The organism is Allocoprococcus comes (assembly GCF_013300725.1).
Lineage (GTDB): Bacteria > Bacillota > Clostridia > Lachnospirales > Lachnospiraceae > Allocoprococcus > Allocoprococcus comes_A.
Genome location: NZ_JAAIMM010000008.1, coordinates 78,355 through 100,135 on the forward strand (window position 1 = coordinate 78,355; position 21,781 = coordinate 100,135).

Consider the following 21,781-nt stretch of genomic DNA (forward strand, 5'->3'; position numbering starts at 1 on the left):
TAAGGAGGCATGTCAGTGTTTCAAAAAAGTTCCAAAGAAATTGGCATCTGGTTTCAGAAAGAATATTCTAATAGAAAAAGGATATTTTTAAATATGAAAGATTTAAAACGGAAAATCCACTACTGGTGTTCGGATACAATGCAAAACAAAATCACTGGAAAGGGTGTCGTTTGCGCCGTTCTTGACACAGGGATCACACAGCACCCGGATCTTGCCGGTCGCATCGTGGGATGGAAGGACTGTGTACAGGGAAAGAAAACCATATATGATGACAACGGACACGGAACCCATGTGGCAGGGATTCTTGCCGGAAATGGAAAAAGCGGAAGAGGCCTGTACAGCGGAATGGCACCGGAGGCGCAGATCTTTGCAGTCAAGGTGCTGAATCAGAGGGGAGGTGGAAAAATCCGGGATGTGATAAACGGGATCCGGTACGTGCTGTTAAAACAAAAGGAAATGAAGATCCGGATCGTCAATATTTCGATTGGAACTCTTCCTCATAAGAAAGATCCGGAAGATGAATTGCTCCTGTTCTGGGTAGAACGGCTCTGGGATGCCGGCCTGGTGGTTGTGACGGCGGCAGGAAACAAAGGACCGAAGGAAGGGAGCATCACGATCCCGGGAAACAGCCGGAAGGTGATCACAGTTGGGGCGGATGAAGAAATGGGAAAGAAGTATTCCGGCTGCGGGCCGACCGGAGATTGTATCAAAAAACCGGATCTTACCGTGCCGGGAAACCGGATTTATTCCTGCAATTACCTGTATCCGGTGAGGAGTCCTTACGCCTATATTCCGAAAAGCGGGACTTCTATGGCAACTCCGGCGGTGTCTGGGGCAGCGGCTCTGGTTTTGCAGAAATACCCGGATATGTGTAATCTGGAACTTAAATACAGACTGTGGAATTCCTGTGAAAAGGGAAGGTATTATGACCAGAGACAGGGACATGGGAACCTGCATGTAGAAAAACTTCTCGAATGTCAAGAAAAAATACTTGACACCAATGAAAATCTGTTATATGATAGCACAGGTGATAAGTGATGGACGAGATTTTAAAGCAGACATTATTATATGATTTTTATGGTGAGCTTCTGACAAAACATCAGAAAGAGATTTATGAACAGGCAGTACTTGAAGATTATTCGCTCAGCGAGATCGCAAGAGATGCGGGGATCAGCAGACAGGGTGTTCATGATATGATCCGGCGCTGCAACAAGAGTCTGGAGGATTATGAAGCGAAGCTGCATCTGGTGGAGAAGTTTATGTCTGTGAAAGAAAAAGTCCATGAGATCGATCTGCTCCTTGAGAATTATGAAGAGCAGGACGAAAAAGAACTGATAAAGAAAGTGAAAAAGCTTTCGGGAGAGATCATAGAGGAGTTATAACATGGCATTTGACAGTTTGACAGAAAAACTTCAGAACGTATTCAAGAATTTAAGAAGCAAGGGGCGACTTACAGAAGATGATGTAAAAGCGGCTCTGCGTGAAGTTAAGATGGCTCTTCTGGAGGCAGATGTTAACTTCAAAGTTGTCAAAAATTTTGTAAAAAGTGTGCAGGAGCGTGCAGTCGGACAGGATGTGATGAGCGGACTGAATCCGGGACAGATGGTGATCAAGATCGTGAATGACGAACTGGTGAATCTGATGGGCTCTGAGACAACGGAGATTAAATTCCAGCCGGGAAGCCAGAAGACGGTCATTATGATGATGGGTCTTCAGGGAGCAGGTAAGACAACAACCACAGCAAAGCTTGCAGGAAAGTTCAAACTGAAAGGTAAGAAGCCTCTTCTGGTAGCATGTGATGTCTACAGACCTGCAGCTATTAAACAGTTGCAGATCAACGGAGAGAAGCAGGGTGTGGAAGTGTTCTCCATGGGAGATAACCAGAAGCCGGCGAATATCGCTAAAGCAGCACTGGAGCATGCTGAAAAGAATGGTAATAACGTGATTATTCTGGATACAGCAGGTCGTCTTCATATTGATGAAGAGATGATGGAAGAACTGCAGGAGATCAAGAACACGGTCGAGGTTCATCAGAGTATTCTCGTTGTCGATGCAATGACCGGTCAGGACGCCGTGAATGTTGCAGAGAACTTTAATGAGAAGATTGGTATAGATGGAGTAATCGTCACAAAGCTTGACGGCGATACCAGAGGTGGTGCGGCACTTTCAATCAAGGCAGTCACCGGATGCCCGATCCTTTATGTAGGTATGGGCGAGAAGTTATCAGATCTGGAGCAGTTTTATCCGGACCGTATGGCTTCCAGAATCCTCGGTATGGGGGATGTACTCAGCCTGATCGAGAAAGCCGGCGAAGAGATCGACGAAGAACAGGCACGTAAGATGACAGAAAAGCTCAAAAAGTCGCAGTTTGATTTTGAGGACTATCTGGAAAGTATGAAACAGATGCGCAAGATGGGCGGTCTTGGAAGTATTATGAATATGCTCCCTGGACTTGGCGGTATGGGTGGTCTTGGCAAAGGCAAGATGCCGGATATCGATGCAGATGATGCGGAACAGAAGATGGCAAGAGTCGAAGCAATCATCTATTCCATGACGATCAAGGAACGTCAGAATCCGGACATCATCACTCCGCAGAGAAAGCGAAGAATCGCAGCAGGAGCCGGGGTTGACATTTCAGAGGTCAACAAGATGATGAAGCAGTTCGAGCAGATGCGCAAGATGATGAAGTCCTTCCCGGGAATGATGGGCGGGAAAGGAAAAAAAGGCAAGTTCAGGATGCCTTTCTAAAGAAGATATATTCCGCAGATCATGCGTGATATATAGATAAACTATTATAAATACAAATTGTTTTATGGAGGAAAGTAAAATGGCAGTAAAAATCAGATTAAGAAGAATGGGACAGAAGAAAGCTCCTTTCTATAGAATCGTTGTTTCTGATTCTAGATCACCAAGAGACGGAAAATTCATCGAAGAAATCGGAACATACGATCCAACTCAGGATCCTAGCGTATTCAAAGTAGATGAAGAAGCAGCTAAGAAATGGTTAAACAACGGTGCTCAGCCTACAGAAGTAGTTGGAAAAATCTTTAAGGCAGCAGGTATTGAAAAATAGGTTGCTTCGCGGAGGTGCGAGTGATGAAAAATTTAGTAGAAGTAATTACGAAAGCACTTGTGGACAATCCTGAAGGCGTCGTGGTTACGGAAAAACAGGAAGGCAAGACTACCGTGATCGAAGTACATGTCGCAGATAATGATATGGGAAAGGTGATCGGTAAGCAAGGCCGAATTGCGAAAGCAATCCGTTCCGTTGTAAAGGCAGCCGCGGCCAAAGAAGACAAAAAAGTCGTGGTTGAAATTATGCAATAGCATAAAAATAAAACGCAGGTAAATTTATTTTTATCTGCGTTTTTTATCATGCCTTAGTATGCAAGAGAAGCTGCCAATGACAGATTCACTGTATCTGGGGGATGGAGAAAAAGTCACTTCAAAAGACTAAAAGCAGACTTTTTCGGTGTAAAGTTTATTTTATGCTAAGAAAGGACAAAGTATGCAACAAAATGATTACCTGCAAGTTGGTGTGATCACATCTACCCACGGAATCAAAGGCGAAGTCAAAGTATTTCCGACAACCGATGATCCAAACCGTTTCCGTGATCTGAAAGATGTGGTTCTTGATACAGGAAAAGAACAGATTCCCCTTGAAATTGAAGGCGTAAAATTTTTTAAACAGTATGTGATTCTGAAGTTCAAAGGGATCGATAACATAAATGATATTGAAAAATACAGAAAGCTGCCACTTCTTGTATCTCGTGAGGATGCCGTGGAACTGGAAGAGGATGAGTACTACATGGCAGATATTATCGGTATGGATGTCTATACTGAGGACGGTGAAAAATTCGGTGTCCTGGAAGATATTATGGAAACCGGTGCGAATGATGTCTATGTGGTATCGACAGAGGCGCACGGCGAGGTACTTCTTCCGGCAATCCATGACTGTATTCTGGATGTAGATACCGAGAATAGGAAAATGACTGTTCATCTGATGGACGGACTGATTTAAGTGACAGAATAGTAGGAGAACAATATGAGATTTGATATCATGACGCTCTTTCCGGAGATGGTGATGAACGGTCTGGAAACCAGTATTATAGGAAGAGCTGTGAAGAATGAAATTCTTGAGATTGAAGCCTGGAATATCAGGGACTATGCATTTAACAAGCATAGCAGTGTGGATGATTATCCGTATGGCGGTGGCGCAGGAATGTTGATGCAGGCAGAGCCGGTTTACCAGACTTATCTTGCCATTCGGGAAAAAGCAGCCCTCCCGGAAGGAAAGAGACCGCGTGTGATTTATCTTTCCCCTCAGGGGAAGCCGTTTAACCAGAAGATGGCAGAAGATTTTGCGAAAGAAGATGAACTGGTGCTTTTGTGCGGACATTACGAAGGAATCGATGAACGTGTGCTGGAGGAGATCGTAACGGATTATGTGTCAGCCGGCGATTATGTATTGACAGGCGGTGAACTTCCGGCAATGATGATCGTGGATGCGGTATCCCGCCTGATCCCGGGTGTTCTGCATAATGATGTATCTGCTGAATTTGAGAGTTTTCAGGACAATCTCCTGGAATATCCGCAGTATTCCAGACCGGAGATCTGGCACGACAGGCAGGTTCCGCCGATCCTTTTATCCGGCCATCATGCCAATGTAGAGAAATGGCGCAGAGAGCAGTCAGTGATCCGTACTGCAAAATGGCGTCCGGATCTTCTGGAAGGCGCAGAGCTTACCATGAAAGAAAGAGAACTTGCAGAAGAGATTATAGAAAATCGAGAAAAAGACTTGAAAAATGAAGAATAATGTGTTAATATATAGCACGTTGTGATGAAAACAGAGATGGTCCTCTGATACGATAGAAAAAGCGTATTAAGAACGTCAAAATATGAAGGAGGTTCACACATGAACGAAATTATTAAGAACATTGAAGCAGCTCAGTTAAAAGAAAATGCTCCGGAATTCCACGTTGGAGATACTGTAAAAGTTTACGGTAAGATCAAAGAAGGAAACCGTGAGAGAATTCAGGTATTTGAAGGTACTGTATTAAAGAGACAGGGCGGCGGAGCAAGAGAAACATTTACAGTAAGAAAAAGCTCTAACGGAATCGGCGTAGAGAAGACATGGCCGCTTCACTCACCAAACGTTGAAAAAGTAGAAGTTGTTCGTAAAGGTAAAGTAAGACGTGCAAAACTTAACTACTTAAGAGATCGTGTAGGTAAGAGAGCAAAAGTTAAAGAATTAGTAAAATAGTAAATGCTTAAAGAGGGACAAATACGACAGGTACTTGTCCCTTTTGCTAATATAGGATATGATAACAGATGAGACGTAGAAAAAGAAAAGAACTCAGATTTGACAGAAAGCATAGAAAACATATCAATTTGAAATGGATTCCCGAAGTATTTGGATGGGTATTCCAAATTGTGCTCGTCTGCCTGTGTGCATTTGTGTTTGTGTGGTATTTCGGGCATCAGATCAGTAATATCGGAGAGTCCATGAACCCGGTGATTCGGAATGGGGATGTGGTTTTAGTAAACCGGATCGTATATGATGCCAGTACACCGAAGCGCGGAGATATTATCGTGTTCAAACCAAAAGGGAATGAGAATCTTCATTCCTATATTAAAAGGATTATCGGACTTCCGGGCGAAAGCGTTGAGATCAGGGATGGAGAGATTTATGTCAACAACAGAAAGCTGGTTGAAAAGTATGAGACTACTGCAATTGCAGATGCAGGTATTGCCAGTGAGAAGATCGTTCTCGGTGGAGATGAGTATTTTGTCCTTGGTGACAACCGGGAGAGCAGTGAAGACAGCCGGATGGCTGATATTGGAAATGTAAAGCGTTCCGAGATTGAAGGGAAAGTATGGTTTATCCTTTCCCCGAAAGACCGTTTCGGACTGCTTGGTAAATAGAAGGAGGAAACTGGATGAATTTTCAATGGTATCCGGGGCATATGACAAAGGCCAAAAGGATGATGCAGGAGAATATCAAACTGATCGATCTTGTGATCGAACTGGTTGATGCAAGAGTTCCGATGAGCAGCCGGAATCCGGACATCGATGAACTTGGAAAGAATAAAGCAAGACTGATCCTGCTCAATAAGGCAGATCTTGCAGATGAGAAACAGACAGAAGAGTGGATCGGCTATTTCCGTGGAAAAGGATATTCGGCAGTTAAGGTTAATTCCCGTAAAGGCGGCGGGATCAAGTCTATTCAGGGAGTGATCCAGGAAGCGTGTAAAGAAAAGACAGAGCGTGACCGTAAGAGAGGGATTCTGAACCGTCCGGTCCGTGCGATGGTAGTCGGAATCCCGAACGTCGGAAAGTCTACTTTTATCAATGCACTTGCCGGAAAAGCCTGTGCAAAGACCGGTAACAAACCGGGTGTGACCAAAGGAAAGCAATGGATCCGTCTAAACAAGAACGTAGAGCTTCTCGATACACCGGGAATTCTCTGGCCGAAGTTTGAGGATCAGCAAGTGGGACTGCGCCTTGCATTTATCGGGTCGATCAAGGATGAGATCATGAATCTGGAAGAGCTTGCGGCGGAGCTGATCAGCTATATGCAGGATGCTTATCCGGGTGTTCTTGCTGAGAAATATACGATCAACGAAAAGCAGAACAGCTACAGTGTATTGGAAGCAATTGCTGAGAGCCGCCATTGTCTGGTACGCGGAAATGAATTAGATACCGCAAAAGCAGCTGGTATGCTGCTGGATGATTTCCGAAATGGAAGACTCGGAAGGATCACACTTGAATTTGTAAAGGAGTATACAAATGAATAAGGAAGACAACAAGGAAGAAGCTCCGGAGCAGGAGCAGAGCATATGGAGATCACTGGGAGGAACACTTCTGTATCTTCTGGTCATTGTTCTGCTGACATGGGTGATCGTCACCTTTGTCGGACAGCGCACTAAAGTAGACGGTCATTCAATGGAACCGACACTTTCAGACGGAGACAACCTGATCGTGGATAAGCTCAGCTACCGTTTCCGCGAGCCGGAAAGATATGATATTATTGTATTCCCTTACCAGCATGCAGAGAATACCTATTATATCAAACGTATCATCGGACTGCCCGGTGATACTGTGCAGGTGATCGATGGGTATGTGTATATTAATGGCAAAAAGCTGGATGAACATTATGGTGCAGAGGTGATGGAAGATCCGGGAATTGCAGCAGAGCCGATCAAACTGGGAGATGATGAATATTTTGTCCTGGGAGATAACCGGAATCACAGCTCGGACAGCCGTGTGGCAAGTGTGGGTGTACTTACCCGTGATATGCTGATCGGGCGTGCCTGGGTAAGAATTTATCCGTTCAACAAAATCGGAGTGATAAAGCATGAGTAAAGAAAGTATCAAAGAGATCGACAGCCGTTTAAAAGCGGCAGAGGATGCCGAAAGGGAGCAGCTGATGAAGGTCTATGCGCCGGATGACAGAGCCGGTGTGCAAAAGCTTCTGGAAAAGTACAGAAAGCAGAAGGAAAAGCTGCTTGCCGAAAAAGATCGCCTTGCGAAAATGCGTCAGTACGAAGAAAAATATGCTGACCATGCGTTTATCTGTGGAATTGACGAGGTGGGAAGGGGACCACTTGCAGGTCCGGTAGTTGCAGGGGCTGTGATCCTGCCAAAAGAGTGCGAGATCCTTTATATAAATGATTCCAAGAAGCTTTCCGCAGCAAAAAGAGATGAGCTTTATGATGAGATCATGGACAAAGCAGTTGCAGTAGGTCTCGGGATGGCTTCCCCTGCAAGGATTGACGAGATCAATATTTTGCAGGCAACCTACGAAGCCATGCGTCAGGCGATTGGCAATTTGAAAGTCTCGCCGGATCTGCTTTTAAATGATGCAGTTACCATTCCGGAGGTTGTGATTCCACAGGTTCCGATCATCAAGGGAGATGCAAAAAGCGTGTCCATCGCTGCAGCAAGTATTGTGGCAAAGGTAACAAGAGACCGTCTGATGGAAGAGTATGATAAGCTACTTCCGGGATATGGATTTGCATCTAACAAAGGTTATGGATCAGCAGAACATATCAAAGCGCTTCAGACGCTTGGACCGACACCGATCCACAGAAGAAGTTTTATCGGACACTTCGTATAAAAATCCGTCAGAACAGGTAGAAGATCAGATCCAAAAGGCAATTGGAGAATGAAAAAAACCGGCGAAGGACCGGTACAAAATATGAAAAAATAGCAGGTGAATTTCTGGAAAAGCAAGGATATCAGATACTGGAGTATAATTTCCGCTGCCGTTATGCGGAGATTGACATTGTTGCAAAAGACGGAGAATATCTGGTCTTTTGTGAGGTGAAATTTCGCAAAACAGGAGGGCTTTCGGCTGCTCTGGAGGCGGTATCTGTGTCCAAACAGATGCGCCTGTCCGGAGCGGCCGTTTATTATCTGATGAAGAACGGCTGCACAGAGATACCATGCCGTTTCGATGTAGTAGGAATCGCGGGAAATAAAATTTCTTTGCGGAAAAATGCATTTGAGTACTGCGGAGACTTTGGAATTGTATGATTTATTATACCAGGGAAAAAGCCAGATGGCTGTCTGCAGATATCACAATACGGGAGAGTACAGATGAAAATAGGATTAAAATATAAAAATGAGGAGCATATCTTTGACGAATGCATAAGTGCCGGCGTACCATTTCTCAAGTATCCGATCCTTGAAAAGGAAGGACTTGTAGAACATGGAATTTCGACCAGGCTTGGAGGAGTGAGTGAAGGTTTCCTGGGAAGCATGAACCTGAGCTATACCAGAGGGGATGATCCCACGCATGTGGACGAGAACTACAGAAGAATGGCAGCTGCAATCGGCGTGAAGCCGGAACATATGGTCTGCACGCATCAGACCCATACGACGAACGTACGGATCGTGACAAGAGAAGATGCCGGCAAAGGTGTTACAAGAGAAAAGGATTACACAGATGTAGACGGATTGATCACAAATGTACCGGGGATCTGTCTGGTGACATTTTACGCGGACTGTGTACCGCTTCTGTTTCTGGATCCGGTGAAAAAGGTGGTAGCATCCAGCCATTCCGGCTGGCGAGGCACCGTGAACCGGATGGGACAGGTGACGGTTGAAAAGATGCAGAAAGAATTCGGCTGTGATCCAAAGAATATCATTGCCTGTGTGGGACCGTCCATCTGTCAGGACTGCTATGAAGTCAGTGAAGATGTGATCGACATGTTCCGTGCAAATTTCAGAGAGTCTGAATATGACCGTCTGTTCTATGCCAAGGAGAATGGAAAGTTCCAGCTGGATCTCTGGAAGGCAAATGAACTGGTTCTCACAGATGCAGGGATCAGACCGGAACACCTGGCAGTTACTAATGTGTGTACCTGTTGTAACCCGAAACTTTTATTTTCCCATCGTGCATCCAAAGGAAAGAGGGGAAATCTTGCAGCATTCATTGCACTGAAGGAGGGATAAAACATGCTTTTGACACAGAAAGCCGCAGGAAATGAGGTAGAGGCGACCGTACAGGACACGGTGGATACAATCACCGGATTTAATAAATTCATTCAGGAAAAAGGTCCTGACCTGATTTCGTTTGGAATCCGGATCCTGATGGCACTGCTCGTATTCATCATCTGCCATAAGATGATCAACTGGATCCGCAAGATTACGAGGGCATCCATGGAACGCGCCAATTCGGATACCGGTGCGAGACAGTTTGTGGATTCTCTGTTGAAATACGGACTTCATATACTGCTGTTTCTGGCAATTATCAATTCGCTCGGTGTAGAATCTGCATCGATTGCAGCAGCGGTTGCATCAGCAGGTGTGGCGGTTGGTCTTGCTCTGCAGGGAAGTCTTTCCAACCTTGCCGGTGGGATGCTGATCTTATTTTTGAAGCCTTTTGTTGTCGGGGATTATATTATAGAAGACAGCCATGGCAATGAAGGAACGGTCAAAGAGATCCAGATCTTCTACACCAAGCTTGCCACCATTGACAACAAGACGATCGTTGTGCCGAATGGAACACTTGCCAACACAAGCCTTACCAATGTGACGGACAAAGATTACCGCCAGCTGGATCTGAAGGTGGATATTGCATATGAAGCGGATCTGCGCCTTGCCAAGAAACTGTTGCAGGAACTTGTAAAAAATGATCCGTCCGTCATCCAGACTATGGAACATAATGTTTTTGTCCATGAGCTTGGGAGCAGTTCGGTTGTGATAGGTGTCCGTGCCTGGGTAAAAAGTGAAGAGTATTGGCCGACAAGATGGCGGATGCTGGAAAACATCAAGTTGACACTGGATGAAAATCATATTGATATTCCATATCAGCAGATCACTGTCCATCAGGTACAGATGGAGTCGGAAAAGTAGAGCTTTGTATCTGAAAAAAGACAGATAAAAAAATGTATCTGGTAAAATACAAGCGGGAAAATTGACAAAATAATCACAAATAAGTATAATATGTTGTCAGGGTTAAAAGACAAAACACCCTATGTTTTGGAATGATGGAGTAGTTTCTGACATCATAGATCAGGAGAACGATAAGATGAGAGTCATAGCAGGGAAAGCCAGAAGAATACCACTTGTGACGGTAAAAGGAATGGAGACACGTCCGACAACCGACAGAACCAAAGAAACCTTATTCAATATGATCGCACATGGACTTTGCGACTGTACATTTCTGGATCTTTTTTCAGGAAGCGGGGCAATCGGGATTGAGGCGATCAGCCGAGGTGTAAAAAAGGCGGTTTTTGTGGAAAACAATCCGGATGCGATCCAGTGCATTATGGAGAATCTGAAAAAGACACAGCTTGCAGACCAGGCGGAAGTAATCCGGGAGGATGTGTTTTCGGCACTTCGCAGACTGGATGGAAGAGAAAAATTCGATTATGTGTTTATGGATCCACCGTACAACCATATGCTGGAAAAAGAGGTGCTTACTTATCTTGCAAAATCAGACTTGCTGGAAAAGGATGCACTGATCATCGTGGAAGCATCTTTGGCAACTGATTTTTCTTATCTGGAGGAACTTGGTTTTTCAATGATCAAACAAAAGAAATACAAGACCAATATGCATGTATTTATATCTGTGGAGGAGTAGACTCATGATAAGAGCGATTTATCCGGGAAGCTTTGACCCGGTAACTTTCGGACATCTGGATATTATTACCCGGAGCAGCAAAATTGTAGACGAACTTATAATCGGAGTATTGATGAATAAAGCAAAAACCCCGTTGTTTTCTGTAGAAGAACGTGTTAAAATGTTAGAGGAAGTGACAAAAGATCTCGGCAACGTGAAAGTAGTACCTTTCGACGGGCTGCTTGTGGAATTCGCAAGACAGCAGAAGGCGCGTCTAGTGATTCGCGGACTGCGTGCGATCACAGATTTTGAGTATGAGATCCAGATGTCACAGACGAATCATAAGCTTGAGCCGGAAGTAGAAACCATGTTCCTTACAACCAATCTCAAGTATTCTTACCTTAGCTCTACAATCGTAAGAGAAGTCGCAGCTTTCGGAGGGGATATTTCCCAGTTCGTGCCGGAGACTGTCGCCAAAAGTATAAAAGAAAAGATGTCACAGCAGGTCTGTGACAAGAAGGAGAGTGTAAAATTATGAGCAGCCGTATTGAGCAGATTATTGAAGAAATTGAAGAGTATATTGACAGCTGTAAGTTTCAGCCATTATCAACTACAAAGATTATCGTGAATAAAGACCAGATCGACGAACTTCTCCGTGAACTTCGTATGAAGACTCCGGATGAGATCAAGCGTTATCAGAAGATCATCGCGAACAAGGATGCAATCCTTGCAGATGCACAGCAGAAAGCAGAGAGCATGATTGAAGAAGCACATGCACAGACAAGCGAACTGGTAAGCGAGCATGAGATCATGCAGCAGGCATACGCACAGGCAAACGAGATCGTTATGGCAGCAACAGATCAGGCACAGCAGATCCTGGATAATGCAACCAATGATGCCAACGATATCCGTATCGGGGCAGTGCAGTATACAGATGACCTTCTTGCCAATGCCGAAAGCATCATCGGTCATACACTGAACAGTTACACAAGCAAGTATGACAGTCTGGTAACATCCCTTCAGGAATGTTATGATGTTGTCCGTAACAACCGTGCAGAACTGGAAGTTCCGGATAAGTCATCACGCGGACTGGAAGCAGAATTCGGCGGAGAAGCCGGACAGACAGAACAGGGACAGATGGAATAAGTTCTTTATCCGAACAATTTCAGATAGCAAAAAGCGAACAGGCTGGTTACCATTGCGGTAATCAGCTTTTCTGTTATATAGCGAGAAAAAGACCAGTTCTGGGACCGGATCATGCATTTGGTCTGGAAAAGCGCGCAGACTCCTCCGAAAGAACAGTGCGCCATGACGAGAAGAAACCGCAGTTCAGAAGTAAGGTCCAGTTGACAGAGCATGCGGATTCCTCCGGTCAGTTCCACTCCGGGAAGAAGCAACAACTTCCAGAAGAAATTTTGAAAGGAAAGTTTTGCCATAAAAGAAAGGAGCACTGAGAAAACGATCATATATCCGCCGATTTTCGTGATGGAATCACATGCTGACAGAATACTTTCGTCAAGAGCCCTGGAAAAAGGAAGAGATTGCCTGGAATCAGCCTGTTCTCCTGCAGTCGCAAAAGGTTTCTGCGGCAGATACCATCTGCGGAACAAAAAGGAACAGCACAGTGCGGAAAGGATAGGAAAAAGCAGACAGATCTGCGTCATTTCAGGCTGCTTGAGACTTTTTACTGCCACATACCCGGTCAGAAACGCAGGACTGACATTGTTACAGAAAGAGAGAAGATATTCTCCTTCAGCAGAAGAAATTTCTCCCTTATCAGTCAGGTCAGAGCAGGATTTTGCCCCTACCGGAAAGCCACAGAGAAATCCACAGACTACCGAAAAAGAAGCATTTTCGGAAATGCCAAGAAAAGGCTTCAGAATCGGAGAAAGGATCTGATTGATCAGGGAAATGCTACCTGTGCGGATCATAAGACCGGTTATAAGAAGAAAAGGAAAGAGCACCGGAAGCACCTGCCGGTACCAGAGCAGCAGTCCGTTTGCGGCACCTGTGGCAACGGTTTCCGGGGAAAAAAGCATCAGAAGGAAAAGTCCGATCAGAAAAAACACCGACAGCTTTTTGGTTTTCATCGTGTATACCTGCCGTATTCTTTTGCAACAGTTTATGAAAAAACACAGACAGATATACCGGGGCACATGTGCATAGAAGAGATTCAGTGCGAATAGAATAAAAGAAAAATGGAGAAATCTTGAAAAAAAGACTGGAACGCAGATTGCTTCTGCTCCTTTTTTTATTGCTGATTTTTTGTGTGGCAGCAAGCATACAGCTTAACGAGAAAGCTAAAAAAAGCCGATTGAACCTGAAAACAGGAAGTACAGAAGAATTCAGAAAGCTTGGGATGGAGGAGGCGTTTTTCCAGGTTCTTGCGAAGACATATCATGAAAAAAGAGGAAGACTTTATGCCATTTATTTTCTGGAAAACAGCCTGTTTTCACAGGATAACGAAAAAGAGTTGTTTGAAAAATGGTCGGAAAAAGAAGAGTGGAAAACTTTTGAAAAGATCTGTACAGCTCTTTGGAATGATATCCGCTATTTTCCTGTTCCGGAATCACCGAAACATCCACAGTATCAGGTATCTTTTGTGGACAGCTGGATGGGAGAGCGCACCTACGGAGGAAAAAGGGGACATGAAGGCTGTGATCTGATGGCATCGAAAGATATCCCCGGGCTCTATCCGGTTGTGAGTATGACGGATGGGGTAGTATCGGCAAAAGGCTGGCTGGAAAAGGGAGGATACCGGATCGGGATTACCGCACCGTCCGGTGCATATTTCTATTATGCACATCTGGACTCTTATGGAAGTTATCAGGAAGGGGACGAGGTGAAGGCAGGGGATATCATTGGATTTATGGGAAATACCGGATATGGTCCGGAGGGGACGAAAGGGATGTTTGCCACGCATCTGCATCTGGGGATTTATCTGTATCCGGATGGCGAAGAAACCAGCTACAATCCCTATTGGATTTTAAGACTTGCCGGGGAGAAAAAACTTTCCTGTTCTTTCTAACTATGCTATACTTAAATGATATGGAGGACGAAAGAATGATAAATTTACCAAATGAATTTGAAGAGAAGATGAAGGCACTCCTCGGAGATGAATTTGAGGATTATATAAAATGTTATGATGAGCCGAGATATTACGGACTTCGTGTGAATACAGAGAAGATTTCTGTGGAGGATTTTGTGAAGATCTGTCCGTTTGAGATCACACCGATCCCGTGGATCGACAACGGTTTTTACTATGACGGAGAAAAGATATCTCCTGCGAAGCATCCGTATTATTTTGCAGGACTTTACTACCTGCAGGAGCCGAGTGCGATGACACCGGCGAACCGTCTTCCGGTAGAACCGGGGGACCGGGTACTGGATGTTTGTGCCGCACCTGGGGGAAAGGCAACCGAGCTTGGGGCGAAGCTTCAGAACGAAGGTGTTCTGGTAGCAAATGATATCAGCAGCTCCAGAGCAAGAGGACTCTTAAAGAATCTGGAAGTTTTCGGGATCGGCAATATGCTGGTCATGAGTGAAGAACCCGGACGACTGGAACGCTATTTCAGCGGTTATTTTGACAAGATCCTGATCGATGCGCCGTGTTCGGGGGAAGGGATGTTCCGTAAGGATAAGAAGATGGTACGTGCCTGGGAAGAACATGGACCTGAATTTTTCTCGAAGCTGCAGAGAAGCATTATCACCCAGGCGGCGAGAATGTTAAAGCCGGGTGGCATGATGCTGTATTCAACCTGTACGTTTGATCCACTGGAGAATGAGGGAACGATCGAATATCTGCTCGGTGAATATCCGGAATTCGAGATTCAGGAAATTGCAGGATATGAAGGATTTGCACCGGGCATGCCGGAAGTAACCAAGTCAAAGGATCCGGATTTTGCTAAGACTGTCCGTATTTTTCCACATCATATGAAAGGGGAGGGACATTACCTCGCACTGCTGAAAAAGAGTGCGGATGCAATCTGCCTATCTTCCCCGGTCGCAGAGCAGAAAGCAAAGAAGATCCCGGCAGAGCTGGAAGAATTCTTCCGTGATGTCAAGTGGGAGCTGAAATCGTGGAGACTGGATATCCATGGAGAGCGTGTGTACTATATGCCGGAGAATCTTCCGGAACTGAAAGGCGCAAGATTTTTAAGAAGCGGACTGCTCCTTGGCGAACTGAAGAAAAAGCGTTTTGAGCCGAGCCAGGCACTGGCGATGAACCTGAAAATGGAAGAGTACGCGCATACATTGAACCTGTCTTCTGATGATGACCGACTGATGCGTTATCTGAAAGGTGAGACAATCGATGTGGAGGATCTGGTTCCGGCTAAGGCAAAAGGCTGGCATCTGGTCTGCACAGACGGTTTCCCGCTTGGATGGGGAAAAGTCACGAACGGAACTTTGAAGAACAAATATCTGCCTGGATGGAGGAATCAGTCCGCATGATGCGCATAGACAAATATCTTGCCGAGATGGGGCAGGGAACCAGAAGTGAAATCAAAAAGCTGATCCGCAGCGGACGTGTCATGGTTGATGGAGAGGCGGTGAAAAAACCGGAACTTAAAATCGATGAGACCACACAGAAAGTAAGTCTTGACGGAAAACAGATTGGATACGCTAAAAAAGAGTATTATATGCTCCATAAACCGGCAGGTGTCATTTCCGCAACAAAAGATGACCGTGACAAGACAGTTCTGGATCTGATTGCAGATAAAAAAAGAAATGATCTGTTCCCGGTAGGACGTCTGGATAAGGACACGGAAGGACTTCTTCTGATCACCAATGACGGAGAACTGGCACACCGCCTGCTTTCTCCGAAAAAGCATGTGGATAAGATATATTATGCGAAAATACAGGGAAAGGTAGACGAATCTGATGTGAAAGCATTTGCAGACGGAGTGGATATCGGAGACGATACGCCGGCTAAAAGCGCGGATCTCCGGATCCTGAAAAGTGGGGAAGAGTCGGAAATCGAGCTTACGATCACGGAAGGACGTTTCCATCAGGTGAAGCGGATGTTTCACGCAGTCGGAAAAGAGGTAGTCTATCTGAAGCGGCTTTCTATGGGAAGTCTTATACTGGATAAGACACTTGCAAAAGGAGAATACCGGTCACTGACCGAAGAGGAGATAAGAAAATTATGTTAGAGGATACCAAAGCTGTCATTTTTGATCTGGATGGGACCCTGGTAGATTCCATGTGGGTGTGGACAGCGATAGATGAAGATTATATCAGAAAATATCATCTGAATCCACCGGAAGATTTTCATGAGGCAATGGAAGGGATGAGCTATACCGAGACAGCGCAGTACTTTTTGAAGATTTTTCCGGAGCTTCCGCATACGGTGGAGGAGATCAAAAAAGAATGGTATGATATGTCTGTGGATAAATATACAAAAGAGGTCACGCTGAAACCAGGGGTAAAGGCATTTCTGGAGATGCTGAAAGAGAAAGGCATCCGGACAGGAATCGCAACCAGCAATGACCGGAAGCTGGTGGAAGAATTTTTAAAGGCAAGGCAGATCACCAATCTTTTCAGTACAATCTGTACAAGCTGCGAAGTGAATAAAGGAAAACCGGCACCGGATGTTTATCTGAAGGCAGCCGAGCAGCTCGGTGCAGAGCCTTCCGCCTGTCTGGTATTTGAAGATGTTCCGATGGGAATCCTTGCCGGGAAAAATGCAGGAATGCGTGTGTGCGCGGTAGACGACTGGTTTTCACGCCCACAGGATGCGAAAAAGCGGGAGTTTGCCGATTATTTTATTCACAGCTATGAAGACATTACCAATCAGACATACGAGGTATTATAATGAATCATGGATTTTTACCGATCAGCAGGAAAGAGATGGAAGAGCGGGGGTGGGACCATGTAGACTTTGTCTATGTAAGCGGAGATGCCTATGTAGACCACCCGTCTTTTGGACATGCGATCATCACCCGCCTTTTAGAGGCACATGGCTTCCGCGTGGGGATCATTGCACAGCCTGACTGGAAGGATAAAGAAAGTATTACAGAATTTGGAGAGCCGCGGCTTGGATTTATGGTGTCGGCGGGAAATATGGATTCCATGGTCAACCATTATTCTGTATCAAAGAAAAGACGGCAGCAGGACTCTTATACACCGGGCGGAGTGATGGGAAAGAGACCGGATTATGCAGCAGTTGTGTACGGCAATCTGATCCGTCAGACATATAAGAAGACACCAATCATTCTGGGTGGTATCGAGGCGAGTCTTAGAAGACTTGCACATTACGATTACTGGTCCAACCAGCTTAAGCGTTCCATTCTTCTGGATTCGGGTGCAGACCTGGTTTCTTATGGAATGGGCGAACGCTCGATCATTGAGATTGCAGAGGCATTGGATGCCGGACTGGATATCAAGGACATTACCTATATCGACGGAACGGTATGCAAGGTCAAGAATCTGGACAGTGTGTATGATGCAGAGATTCTGGAACCGTATGAAGAGATGAAAAAAGATAAGCTTCTGTACGCCAAAAGCTTTTACAGACAGTACTGCAACACAGATCCATTTTCCGGAAAGAGGCTGGTTGAGCCCTATTCGGATCATCTGTATGTGGTACAGAACCCTCCGGCAAAACCGCTGACCCAGCAGGAGATGGATGATGTCTACGCACTTCCTTACATGCGGACCTACCATCCATCTTATGAGGCGACAGGTGGAGTGCCGGCGATTCGGGAGATCAAATTCAGTCTTATCAGCAATAGGGGATGTTTTGGAGGCTGCAGTTTTTGTGCACTGACATTCCATCAGGGAAGGATCATTCAGACACGAAGTAAGGAATCACTGATCGCTGAAGCAAAGACATTTCCGGAGGATCCGGAATTCAAAGGATATATTCATGATGTGGGCGGACCGACCGCGAACTTCCGTGCACCGGCATGTAAGAAACAGTTAAAATACGGGGCATGTACGAACAAACAGTGCCTTTTTCCAAAGCCGTGTAAAAATATGATCGCAGATCATAAAGAATACTTAAGCATTCTCCGGGATCTCAGAAAGATACCGGGAGTCAAAAAAGTATTCATCCGTTCCGGTATCCGTTTTGACTATCTGCTGGCGGATCCGGATGACACGTTTTTCAAAGAATTGTGTCAGTATCATGTCAGCGGTCAGTTGAAAGTTGCACCGGAGCATGTAGCAGATCCGGTTCTGCAGATGATGGGCAAGCCGGAAAATGCAGTTTATGAACGTTTTACCCACAAATACGAAGAGATCAATAAAAGGTTAGGACTTAAACAGTATCTGGTTCCGTATCTGATGTCGTCCCATCCGGGTTCTACTATGAAAGAAGCGGTAAAGCTTGCCGAATACTTGCGGGATCTTGGTTATATGCCGGAGCAGGTACAGGATTTCTACCCGACACCGTCTACGATTTCCACTTGTATGTATTATACCGGTGTAGATCCGCGGACGATGAAGCCGGTGTATGTGCCGAAGAATCCGCATGAAAAAGCGATGCAGAGAGCACTGATCCAGTACCGGAATCCGAAGAATTATGATCTGGTCATGGAGGCACTGCGAATCGCAGACCGTATGGATCTGGTAGGATTCGATGAAAAATGTCTGATCCGTCCGAGAAAGCTGCATTCGGAAAAAATGCAGGAGAAGAATGGATACAGCGGAAGAAACCATGGCGGAACAGGAAATGGCAGAGGTGAGTCCTCGTCAAGACCGCAGAAAAAGAAATCCATCCGTAATGTACACAAACGGAAGTAGTCACAGGAGAAAGGAGAACCGCTTATGAAGATTGCGATTGTTACCGGGGCATCCTCCGGCATGGGAAAAGAATTTGTCAGACAGATTGAACGTTTTTACAGGGAACTGGATGAAATCTGGGTGATCGCCCGCAGTGAAAAGAAGCTGGAAGAGATCAAGAAAAGCCACAAGACCTATATCCGGATCTTTGCAGGCGACATGGAAGAGGATCTGGTATACAAGCAGGTGAAAAACCGGCTGGAGAATCAGAATCCTGATATCCGTATGCTGGTCAATGCGGCAGGATTCGGAAAGACCGGGACAGTAGAGGAGATTGCAAAGGAAGATAAGAAGCTTCAGCTCCGCATGATCGACCTGAACTGCCGGGGACTGACCGAGATGACCTGTACCTGTCTGCCCTGGATGCATAAAGGGACCAGGATCATCAACCTGGCAAGCGCAGCAGCTTTTTGCCCGCAGGCAAAATTTGCAGTTTATGCAGCGACAAAGTCGTATGTACTGAGCTTTTCAAGGAGTCTTGCAGCTGAACTGAAGGAAAAAGGAATCTTCGTCACAGCGGTCTGCCCGGGACCTGTGGATACTCCGTTTTTTGAAGTGTCAGGGAAGCTGCCCGGTGGCATGAAAGAGGCTGTGATGGCAGATCCGGTACAGGTTGTAAAGCAGGCGCTCATTGATGCCAAATACAAAAAAGAAGTTTCTGTATATGGCACGGCAATGAAAGGAGCAGAAGCTGCTGCCAAAGTACTTCCGCACGGAATGATCTTAAAAGCCATGTCAGTGATGGAGAAAATAACGAAGGAGTAAGCGAAAGACAAGATGAAGATACAAAAAGGAGATGCAGGTTATCTGCGCAGAAGAAAACGATTATTGATACTGGAAGCTGTTGTCTCTTTTGGACTGGTTGCCGCACTGGTGATCGCCGGTTATGTGACAACAAAGACAAAGCTCAATCTGCTCACTGTGGTAGCGGTACTCGGATGTCTTCCGGCAAGCCGGATCCTGGTCAATCTGATCATGGTCATGCCGCATGATTCCATCGATGAGGCAACTGAGCTTGAAATCTCGGCTGTCACCGAAGAACTTACCGTTGCATACGATCTTGTGATCACCAGTGAGAAAAAGGCAATGCCGGTAGCAGCTGTTGCAATTTACAACAATACGATCTGTGGCTATGTGCCGGTGAAAAAAGTGGATGTGGACTATGCCGCAAAGCATATCAAATCCATTATGAAGCAGAACCAGTTCGACAAGGTGGTGGTCAAGCTTTTCCATGATTACAAAGCATTTCTGACTCGCGCCGAGGGAATGAACAACATTGCTTCTGTAGAGCAGCAGGATACCAGAAAACACGAAGAGATGATCAAAGGACTCCTTCTGGACATTTCACTGTAAAAGGCAGGAGGAATTAAAAGCATGCAGAAAATAACCGTTTCGGCAAATGAAGCAGGACAGCGTCTGGACAAGCTTCTTGGGAAATATTTAAGTAAAGCGCCGATGAGCTTTGTTTACAAGATGCTGCGGAAAAAGAACATCAAGTTAAACGGGAAAAAAGCGCAGGGAAATGAAAAACTGATAAAAGGAGATCAGGTTGAAGTATTTCTCTCAGATGATACCTGGCAGAAATTCGCAGGGGCACCGGGAGCAGAAAAGAAGCTTCCGGCAGATCTTGCACGGGCAATGGGAAGCAGCATCCGGCTGTCGGTAATCTATGAGGATTCGGATATTCTGATCCTGAACAAACCATCAGGCATGCTTTCCCAGAAAGCAGCACCGTCTGACCTTTCCCTGAATGAATATATGATCGCTTATCTGCTGGAAAAAGACGATCTGAAACCAGCTGAGCTTGCTACTTTCCGTCCATCGGTCTGTAACCGCCTGGACCGGAATACCAGTGGTCTGGTTACCGCAGGAAAAAGCCTTGCGGGATTGCAGCAGCTCAGCGAGATTTTAAGAGACAGGACCGTGAAAAAATATTATCTCACGATCGTGGATGGTGTAATAAAAGACCGTCAGAAGATTGAAGGATATCTTCTGAAAAATGAGACGACAAATCAGGTGAAAATTCTGAAAGAAGCAAAAGGCGAGGCAAAGCCGATCGCCACAGAATATATTCCGCTTGCGGATAATGGTCAGCAGACGATTCTGAAGGTGCATCTGATCACGGGACGGACCCATCAGATCCGTGCACATCTGTCTTCGACCGGTCATCCGATCATCGGGGATACCAAGTATGGTAATCCAAAGGTCAATTCTATTTTCCGGAAAAAATATGCGTTAAAGTATCAGCTTTTACATGCGTGGAAAATGCAGTTTCCGAAAAGAGAGGATGCGCTTGCAAAGGTATCGGAAAAGGAGCTTACCGCACCTCTTCCGGAAGGATTTACAACCATCATAAAAGGAGAAGGATTAGAATGGGAACCTGGAATTCAAGAGGGCTAAGAGGTTCAACCCTGGAGGATTTTATTAACCGGACGAATGAACGCTATCAGCGGCAGGGACTGGCACTCATTCAGAAAATCCCGACACCGATCACTCCGGTGCGAATGGACAAAGATCACCGTCAGATCACGCTGGCTTATTTTGACCAGCGCAGTACGGTCGATTATATTGGAGCAGTACAGGGAATTCCCGTATGTTTTGACGCAAAAGAGTGCAGTATGGATACCTTTCCACTGCACAATATCCATGAACACCAGATGAATTTTATGCGGGATTTTGAAAAACAGGATGGAATTTCCTTTTTTCTTATCTATTACAGTACAAAAAACCTGCTTTATTACATGCGTTTTGAAGAAATAGAAGTGTTCTGGGATCGGATGAAGCAGGGCGGACGGAAAAGCGTACGCTTTGAAGAATTGGATAAGGAATATTTTATGCAGCTAAGGCAGGGCGTGTTCGTTCCGTATCTGGAGTTGCTCCAGAAGGATCTGGAGCAGCGGGAAGAGAGATAAGAAGCAGGGAAAG

The 21,781-nt window shown here is 45.5% G+C and carries 28 protein-coding genes; 27 read left to right on the forward strand and 1 reads right to left on the reverse strand.

What is annotated here, in order from left to right; genetic code table 11:
* Window positions 1-93: 93 nt before the first annotated feature.
* The 18 genes from G4407_RS06135 to G4407_RS06220 all read left to right on the forward strand — a co-directional run bounded on the left by G4407_RS06135 (window position 94) and on the right by G4407_RS06220 (window position 12,217).
* Complete coding sequence (locus G4407_RS06135; protein WP_173688157.1) at window positions 94-1,038, forward strand: S8 family peptidase; 945 nt, start codon at window positions 94-96, stop codon at window positions 1,036-1,038.
* Window positions 1,038-1,382: a YlxM family DNA-binding protein gene (gene ylxM, locus G4407_RS06140; RefSeq protein ID WP_173688158.1), complete on the forward strand. Its 345-nt coding sequence runs from the start codon at window positions 1,038-1,040 to the stop codon at window positions 1,380-1,382. Before G4407_RS06135 ends, ylxM begins: the two co-directional genes overlap by 1 nt.
* A 1-nt stretch (window position 1,383) precedes the next feature.
* Window positions 1,384-2,748 carry a signal recognition particle protein gene (gene ffh, locus G4407_RS06145; RefSeq protein ID WP_173688159.1) on the forward strand — a complete coding sequence of 455 codons (1,365 nt, stop codon included), beginning with the start codon at window positions 1,384-1,386 and terminating at the stop codon, window positions 2,746-2,748.
* A gap of 79 nt (window positions 2,749-2,827) precedes the next feature.
* Window positions 2,828-3,073 carry a 30S ribosomal protein S16 gene (rpsP, locus tag G4407_RS06150; protein WP_022220623.1) on the forward strand — a complete coding sequence of 82 codons (246 nt, stop codon included), beginning with the start codon at window positions 2,828-2,830 and terminating at the stop codon, window positions 3,071-3,073.
* Between the two features lie 23 nt (window positions 3,074-3,096).
* Window positions 3,097-3,327: a KH domain-containing protein gene (locus G4407_RS06155; RefSeq protein ID WP_008370600.1), complete on the forward strand. Its 231-nt coding sequence runs from the start codon at window positions 3,097-3,099 to the stop codon at window positions 3,325-3,327.
* A 181-nt stretch (window positions 3,328-3,508) separates the two neighbouring features.
* Window positions 3,509-4,021: a ribosome maturation factor RimM gene (rimM, locus tag G4407_RS06160; RefSeq protein WP_173688160.1), complete on the forward strand. Its 513-nt coding sequence runs from the start codon at window positions 3,509-3,511 to the stop codon at window positions 4,019-4,021.
* A gap of 24 nt (window positions 4,022-4,045) precedes the next feature.
* Window positions 4,046-4,816, forward strand: coding sequence for a tRNA (guanosine(37)-N1)-methyltransferase TrmD (gene trmD, locus G4407_RS06165; protein WP_173688161.1), 771 nt, complete (start codon window positions 4,046-4,048; stop codon window positions 4,814-4,816).
* A 99-nt stretch (window positions 4,817-4,915) separates the two neighbouring features.
* Complete coding sequence (gene rplS / locus G4407_RS06170) at window positions 4,916-5,263, forward strand: 50S ribosomal protein L19 (protein WP_008370594.1); 348 nt, start codon at window positions 4,916-4,918, stop codon at window positions 5,261-5,263.
* Between the two features lie 68 nt (window positions 5,264-5,331).
* A complete protein-coding gene (gene lepB, locus G4407_RS06175; protein WP_173688162.1) occupies window positions 5,332-5,925 on the forward strand; it encodes a signal peptidase I in 594 nt (197 codons plus the stop codon).
* Between the two features lie 14 nt (window positions 5,926-5,939).
* Complete coding sequence (gene ylqF / locus G4407_RS06180) at window positions 5,940-6,797, forward strand: ribosome biogenesis GTPase YlqF (RefSeq protein ID WP_173688163.1); 858 nt, start codon at window positions 5,940-5,942, stop codon at window positions 6,795-6,797.
* Window positions 6,790-7,365 carry a signal peptidase I gene (lepB, locus tag G4407_RS06185; protein WP_173688164.1) on the forward strand — a complete coding sequence of 192 codons (576 nt, stop codon included), beginning with the start codon at window positions 6,790-6,792 and terminating at the stop codon, window positions 7,363-7,365. The genes ylqF and lepB (G4407_RS06185) overlap by 8 nt, the downstream gene beginning before the upstream one ends.
* Window positions 7,358-8,119, forward strand: coding sequence for a ribonuclease HII (locus G4407_RS06190; RefSeq protein WP_173688165.1), 762 nt, complete (start codon window positions 7,358-7,360; stop codon window positions 8,117-8,119). Before lepB (G4407_RS06185) ends, G4407_RS06190 begins: the two co-directional genes overlap by 8 nt.
* 41 nt (window positions 8,120-8,160) lie before the next feature.
* A complete protein-coding gene (locus tag G4407_RS06195; protein WP_173688166.1) occupies window positions 8,161-8,538 on the forward strand; it encodes a YraN family protein in 378 nt (125 codons plus the stop codon).
* Between the two features lie 63 nt (window positions 8,539-8,601).
* Entirely contained in the window at window positions 8,602-9,459 is an 858-nt protein-coding gene (gene pgeF / locus G4407_RS06200) for a peptidoglycan editing factor PgeF (protein WP_173688167.1), read from the forward strand.
* A gap of 3 nt (window positions 9,460-9,462) precedes the next feature.
* Complete coding sequence (locus G4407_RS06205) at window positions 9,463-10,362, forward strand: mechanosensitive ion channel family protein (protein ID WP_173688168.1); 900 nt, start codon at window positions 9,463-9,465, stop codon at window positions 10,360-10,362.
* Window positions 10,363-10,483: 121 nt separating this feature from the next.
* Window positions 10,484-11,092: a 16S rRNA (guanine(966)-N(2))-methyltransferase RsmD gene (rsmD, locus tag G4407_RS06210; RefSeq protein ID WP_173688169.1), complete on the forward strand. Its 609-nt coding sequence runs from the start codon at window positions 10,484-10,486 to the stop codon at window positions 11,090-11,092.
* Between the two features lie 4 nt (window positions 11,093-11,096).
* Window positions 11,097-11,609, forward strand: coding sequence for a pantetheine-phosphate adenylyltransferase (coaD, locus tag G4407_RS06215; RefSeq protein ID WP_173688170.1), 513 nt, complete (start codon window positions 11,097-11,099; stop codon window positions 11,607-11,609).
* The gene (locus G4407_RS06220) at window positions 11,606-12,217 is read left to right on the forward strand and encodes an ATP synthase subunit B family protein (protein ID WP_173688171.1); all 612 of its coding nucleotides are present in this window, start codon (window positions 11,606-11,608) and stop codon (window positions 12,215-12,217) included. Before coaD ends, G4407_RS06220 begins: the two co-directional genes overlap by 4 nt.
* A 5-nt stretch (window positions 12,218-12,222) precedes the next feature.
* Here the strand turns inward: G4407_RS06220 and G4407_RS06225 are convergent, their stop codons facing one another.
* The gene (locus G4407_RS06225; protein ID WP_173688172.1) at window positions 12,223-13,161 is read right to left on the reverse strand and encodes a nucleoside recognition domain-containing protein; all 939 of its coding nucleotides are present in this window, start codon (window positions 13,159-13,161) and stop codon (window positions 12,223-12,225) included.
* Window positions 13,162-13,280: 119 nt separating this feature from the next.
* Between G4407_RS06225 and G4407_RS06230 the strand changes: the two genes are divergently transcribed.
* Genes G4407_RS06230 through G4407_RS06270 form a run of 9 tightly spaced genes read left to right on the forward strand, consistent with a single transcriptional unit; the run spans window position 13,281 to window position 21,768 of the window.
* Entirely contained in the window at window positions 13,281-14,099 is an 819-nt protein-coding gene (locus G4407_RS06230) for a M23 family metallopeptidase (RefSeq protein WP_179963112.1), read from the forward strand.
* A gap of 38 nt (window positions 14,100-14,137) precedes the next feature.
* Window positions 14,138-15,523, forward strand: coding sequence for an RsmF rRNA methyltransferase first C-terminal domain-containing protein (locus tag G4407_RS06235; RefSeq protein ID WP_173688200.1), 1,386 nt, complete (start codon window positions 14,138-14,140; stop codon window positions 15,521-15,523).
* A complete protein-coding gene (locus G4407_RS06240; protein ID WP_173688173.1) occupies window positions 15,520-16,224 on the forward strand; it encodes a pseudouridine synthase in 705 nt (234 codons plus the stop codon). Before G4407_RS06235 ends, G4407_RS06240 begins: the two co-directional genes overlap by 4 nt.
* A complete protein-coding gene (locus G4407_RS06245) occupies window positions 16,218-16,886 on the forward strand; it encodes an HAD family hydrolase (protein WP_173688174.1) in 669 nt (222 codons plus the stop codon). Before G4407_RS06240 ends, G4407_RS06245 begins: the two co-directional genes overlap by 7 nt.
* The gene (locus G4407_RS06250; RefSeq protein WP_173688175.1) at window positions 16,886-18,817 is read left to right on the forward strand and encodes a YgiQ family radical SAM protein; all 1,932 of its coding nucleotides are present in this window, start codon (window positions 16,886-16,888) and stop codon (window positions 18,815-18,817) included. The genes G4407_RS06245 and G4407_RS06250 overlap by 1 nt, the downstream gene beginning before the upstream one ends.
* A 24-nt stretch (window positions 18,818-18,841) precedes the next feature.
* Entirely contained in the window at window positions 18,842-19,621 is a 780-nt protein-coding gene (locus G4407_RS06255) for an SDR family NAD(P)-dependent oxidoreductase (protein WP_173688176.1), read from the forward strand.
* A 12-nt stretch (window positions 19,622-19,633) separates the two neighbouring features.
* Complete coding sequence (locus G4407_RS06260) at window positions 19,634-20,209, forward strand: hypothetical protein (RefSeq protein ID WP_008370567.1); 576 nt, start codon at window positions 19,634-19,636, stop codon at window positions 20,207-20,209.
* A gap of 21 nt (window positions 20,210-20,230) precedes the next feature.
* Window positions 20,231-21,256, forward strand: a complete 1,026-nt coding sequence (locus G4407_RS06265; RefSeq protein ID WP_173688177.1) for an RluA family pseudouridine synthase — start codon at window positions 20,231-20,233, stop codon at window positions 21,254-21,256.
* On the forward strand, window positions 21,229-21,768 hold the full coding sequence (locus G4407_RS06270; RefSeq protein WP_173688178.1) for a Holliday junction resolvase RecU: 540 nt from the start codon (window positions 21,229-21,231) through the stop codon (window positions 21,766-21,768). Before G4407_RS06265 ends, G4407_RS06270 begins: the two co-directional genes overlap by 28 nt.
* Window positions 21,769-21,781 lie beyond the last annotated feature (13 nt).

What these genes read in the sequence shown, in the direction of transcription:
- G4407_RS06135 (WP_173688157.1), top strand. Translation starts at nt 94, where the DNA reads ATGAAAGATTTAAAACGGAAAATCCACTACTGGTGTTCGGATACAATG.
- ylxM (WP_173688158.1), top strand. Translation starts at nt 1,038, where the DNA reads ATGGACGAGATTTTAAAGCAGACATTATTATATGATTTTTATGGTGAG.
- ffh (WP_173688159.1), top strand. Translation starts at nt 1,384, where the DNA reads ATGGCATTTGACAGTTTGACAGAAAAACTTCAGAACGTATTCAAGAAT.
- rpsP (WP_022220623.1), top strand. Translation starts at nt 2,828, where the DNA reads ATGGCAGTAAAAATCAGATTAAGAAGAATGGGACAGAAGAAAGCTCCT.
- G4407_RS06155 (WP_008370600.1), top strand. Translation starts at nt 3,097, where the DNA reads ATGAAAAATTTAGTAGAAGTAATTACGAAAGCACTTGTGGACAATCCT.
- rimM (WP_173688160.1), top strand. Translation starts at nt 3,509, where the DNA reads ATGCAACAAAATGATTACCTGCAAGTTGGTGTGATCACATCTACCCAC.
- trmD (WP_173688161.1), top strand. Translation starts at nt 4,046, where the DNA reads ATGAGATTTGATATCATGACGCTCTTTCCGGAGATGGTGATGAACGGT.
- rplS (WP_008370594.1), top strand. Translation starts at nt 4,916, where the DNA reads ATGAACGAAATTATTAAGAACATTGAAGCAGCTCAGTTAAAAGAAAAT.
- lepB (WP_173688162.1), top strand. Translation starts at nt 5,332, where the DNA reads ATGAGACGTAGAAAAAGAAAAGAACTCAGATTTGACAGAAAGCATAGA.
- ylqF (WP_173688163.1), top strand. Translation starts at nt 5,940, where the DNA reads ATGAATTTTCAATGGTATCCGGGGCATATGACAAAGGCCAAAAGGATG.
- lepB (WP_173688164.1), top strand. Translation starts at nt 6,790, where the DNA reads ATGAATAAGGAAGACAACAAGGAAGAAGCTCCGGAGCAGGAGCAGAGC.
- G4407_RS06190 (WP_173688165.1), top strand. Translation starts at nt 7,358, where the DNA reads ATGAGTAAAGAAAGTATCAAAGAGATCGACAGCCGTTTAAAAGCGGCA.
- pgeF (WP_173688167.1), top strand. Translation starts at nt 8,602, where the DNA reads ATGAAAATAGGATTAAAATATAAAAATGAGGAGCATATCTTTGACGAA.
- G4407_RS06205 (WP_173688168.1), top strand. Translation starts at nt 9,463, where the DNA reads ATGCTTTTGACACAGAAAGCCGCAGGAAATGAGGTAGAGGCGACCGTA.
- rsmD (WP_173688169.1), top strand. Translation starts at nt 10,484, where the DNA reads ATGTTTTGGAATGATGGAGTAGTTTCTGACATCATAGATCAGGAGAAC.
- coaD (WP_173688170.1), top strand. Translation starts at nt 11,097, where the DNA reads ATGATAAGAGCGATTTATCCGGGAAGCTTTGACCCGGTAACTTTCGGA.
- G4407_RS06220 (WP_173688171.1), top strand. Translation starts at nt 11,606, where the DNA reads ATGAGCAGCCGTATTGAGCAGATTATTGAAGAAATTGAAGAGTATATT.
- G4407_RS06225 (WP_173688172.1), bottom strand. Translation starts at nt 13,161, where the DNA reads ATGAAAACCAAAAAGCTGTCGGTGTTTTTTCTGATCGGACTTTTCCTT.
- G4407_RS06240 (WP_173688173.1), top strand. Translation starts at nt 15,520, where the DNA reads ATGATGCGCATAGACAAATATCTTGCCGAGATGGGGCAGGGAACCAGA.
- G4407_RS06245 (WP_173688174.1), top strand. Translation starts at nt 16,218, where the DNA reads ATGTTAGAGGATACCAAAGCTGTCATTTTTGATCTGGATGGGACCCTG.
- G4407_RS06250 (WP_173688175.1), top strand. Translation starts at nt 16,886, where the DNA reads ATGAATCATGGATTTTTACCGATCAGCAGGAAAGAGATGGAAGAGCGG.
- G4407_RS06255 (WP_173688176.1), top strand. Translation starts at nt 18,842, where the DNA reads ATGAAGATTGCGATTGTTACCGGGGCATCCTCCGGCATGGGAAAAGAA.
- G4407_RS06260 (WP_008370567.1), top strand. Translation starts at nt 19,634, where the DNA reads ATGAAGATACAAAAAGGAGATGCAGGTTATCTGCGCAGAAGAAAACGA.
- G4407_RS06265 (WP_173688177.1), top strand. Translation starts at nt 20,231, where the DNA reads ATGCAGAAAATAACCGTTTCGGCAAATGAAGCAGGACAGCGTCTGGAC.
- G4407_RS06270 (WP_173688178.1), top strand. Translation starts at nt 21,229, where the DNA reads ATGGGAACCTGGAATTCAAGAGGGCTAAGAGGTTCAACCCTGGAGGAT.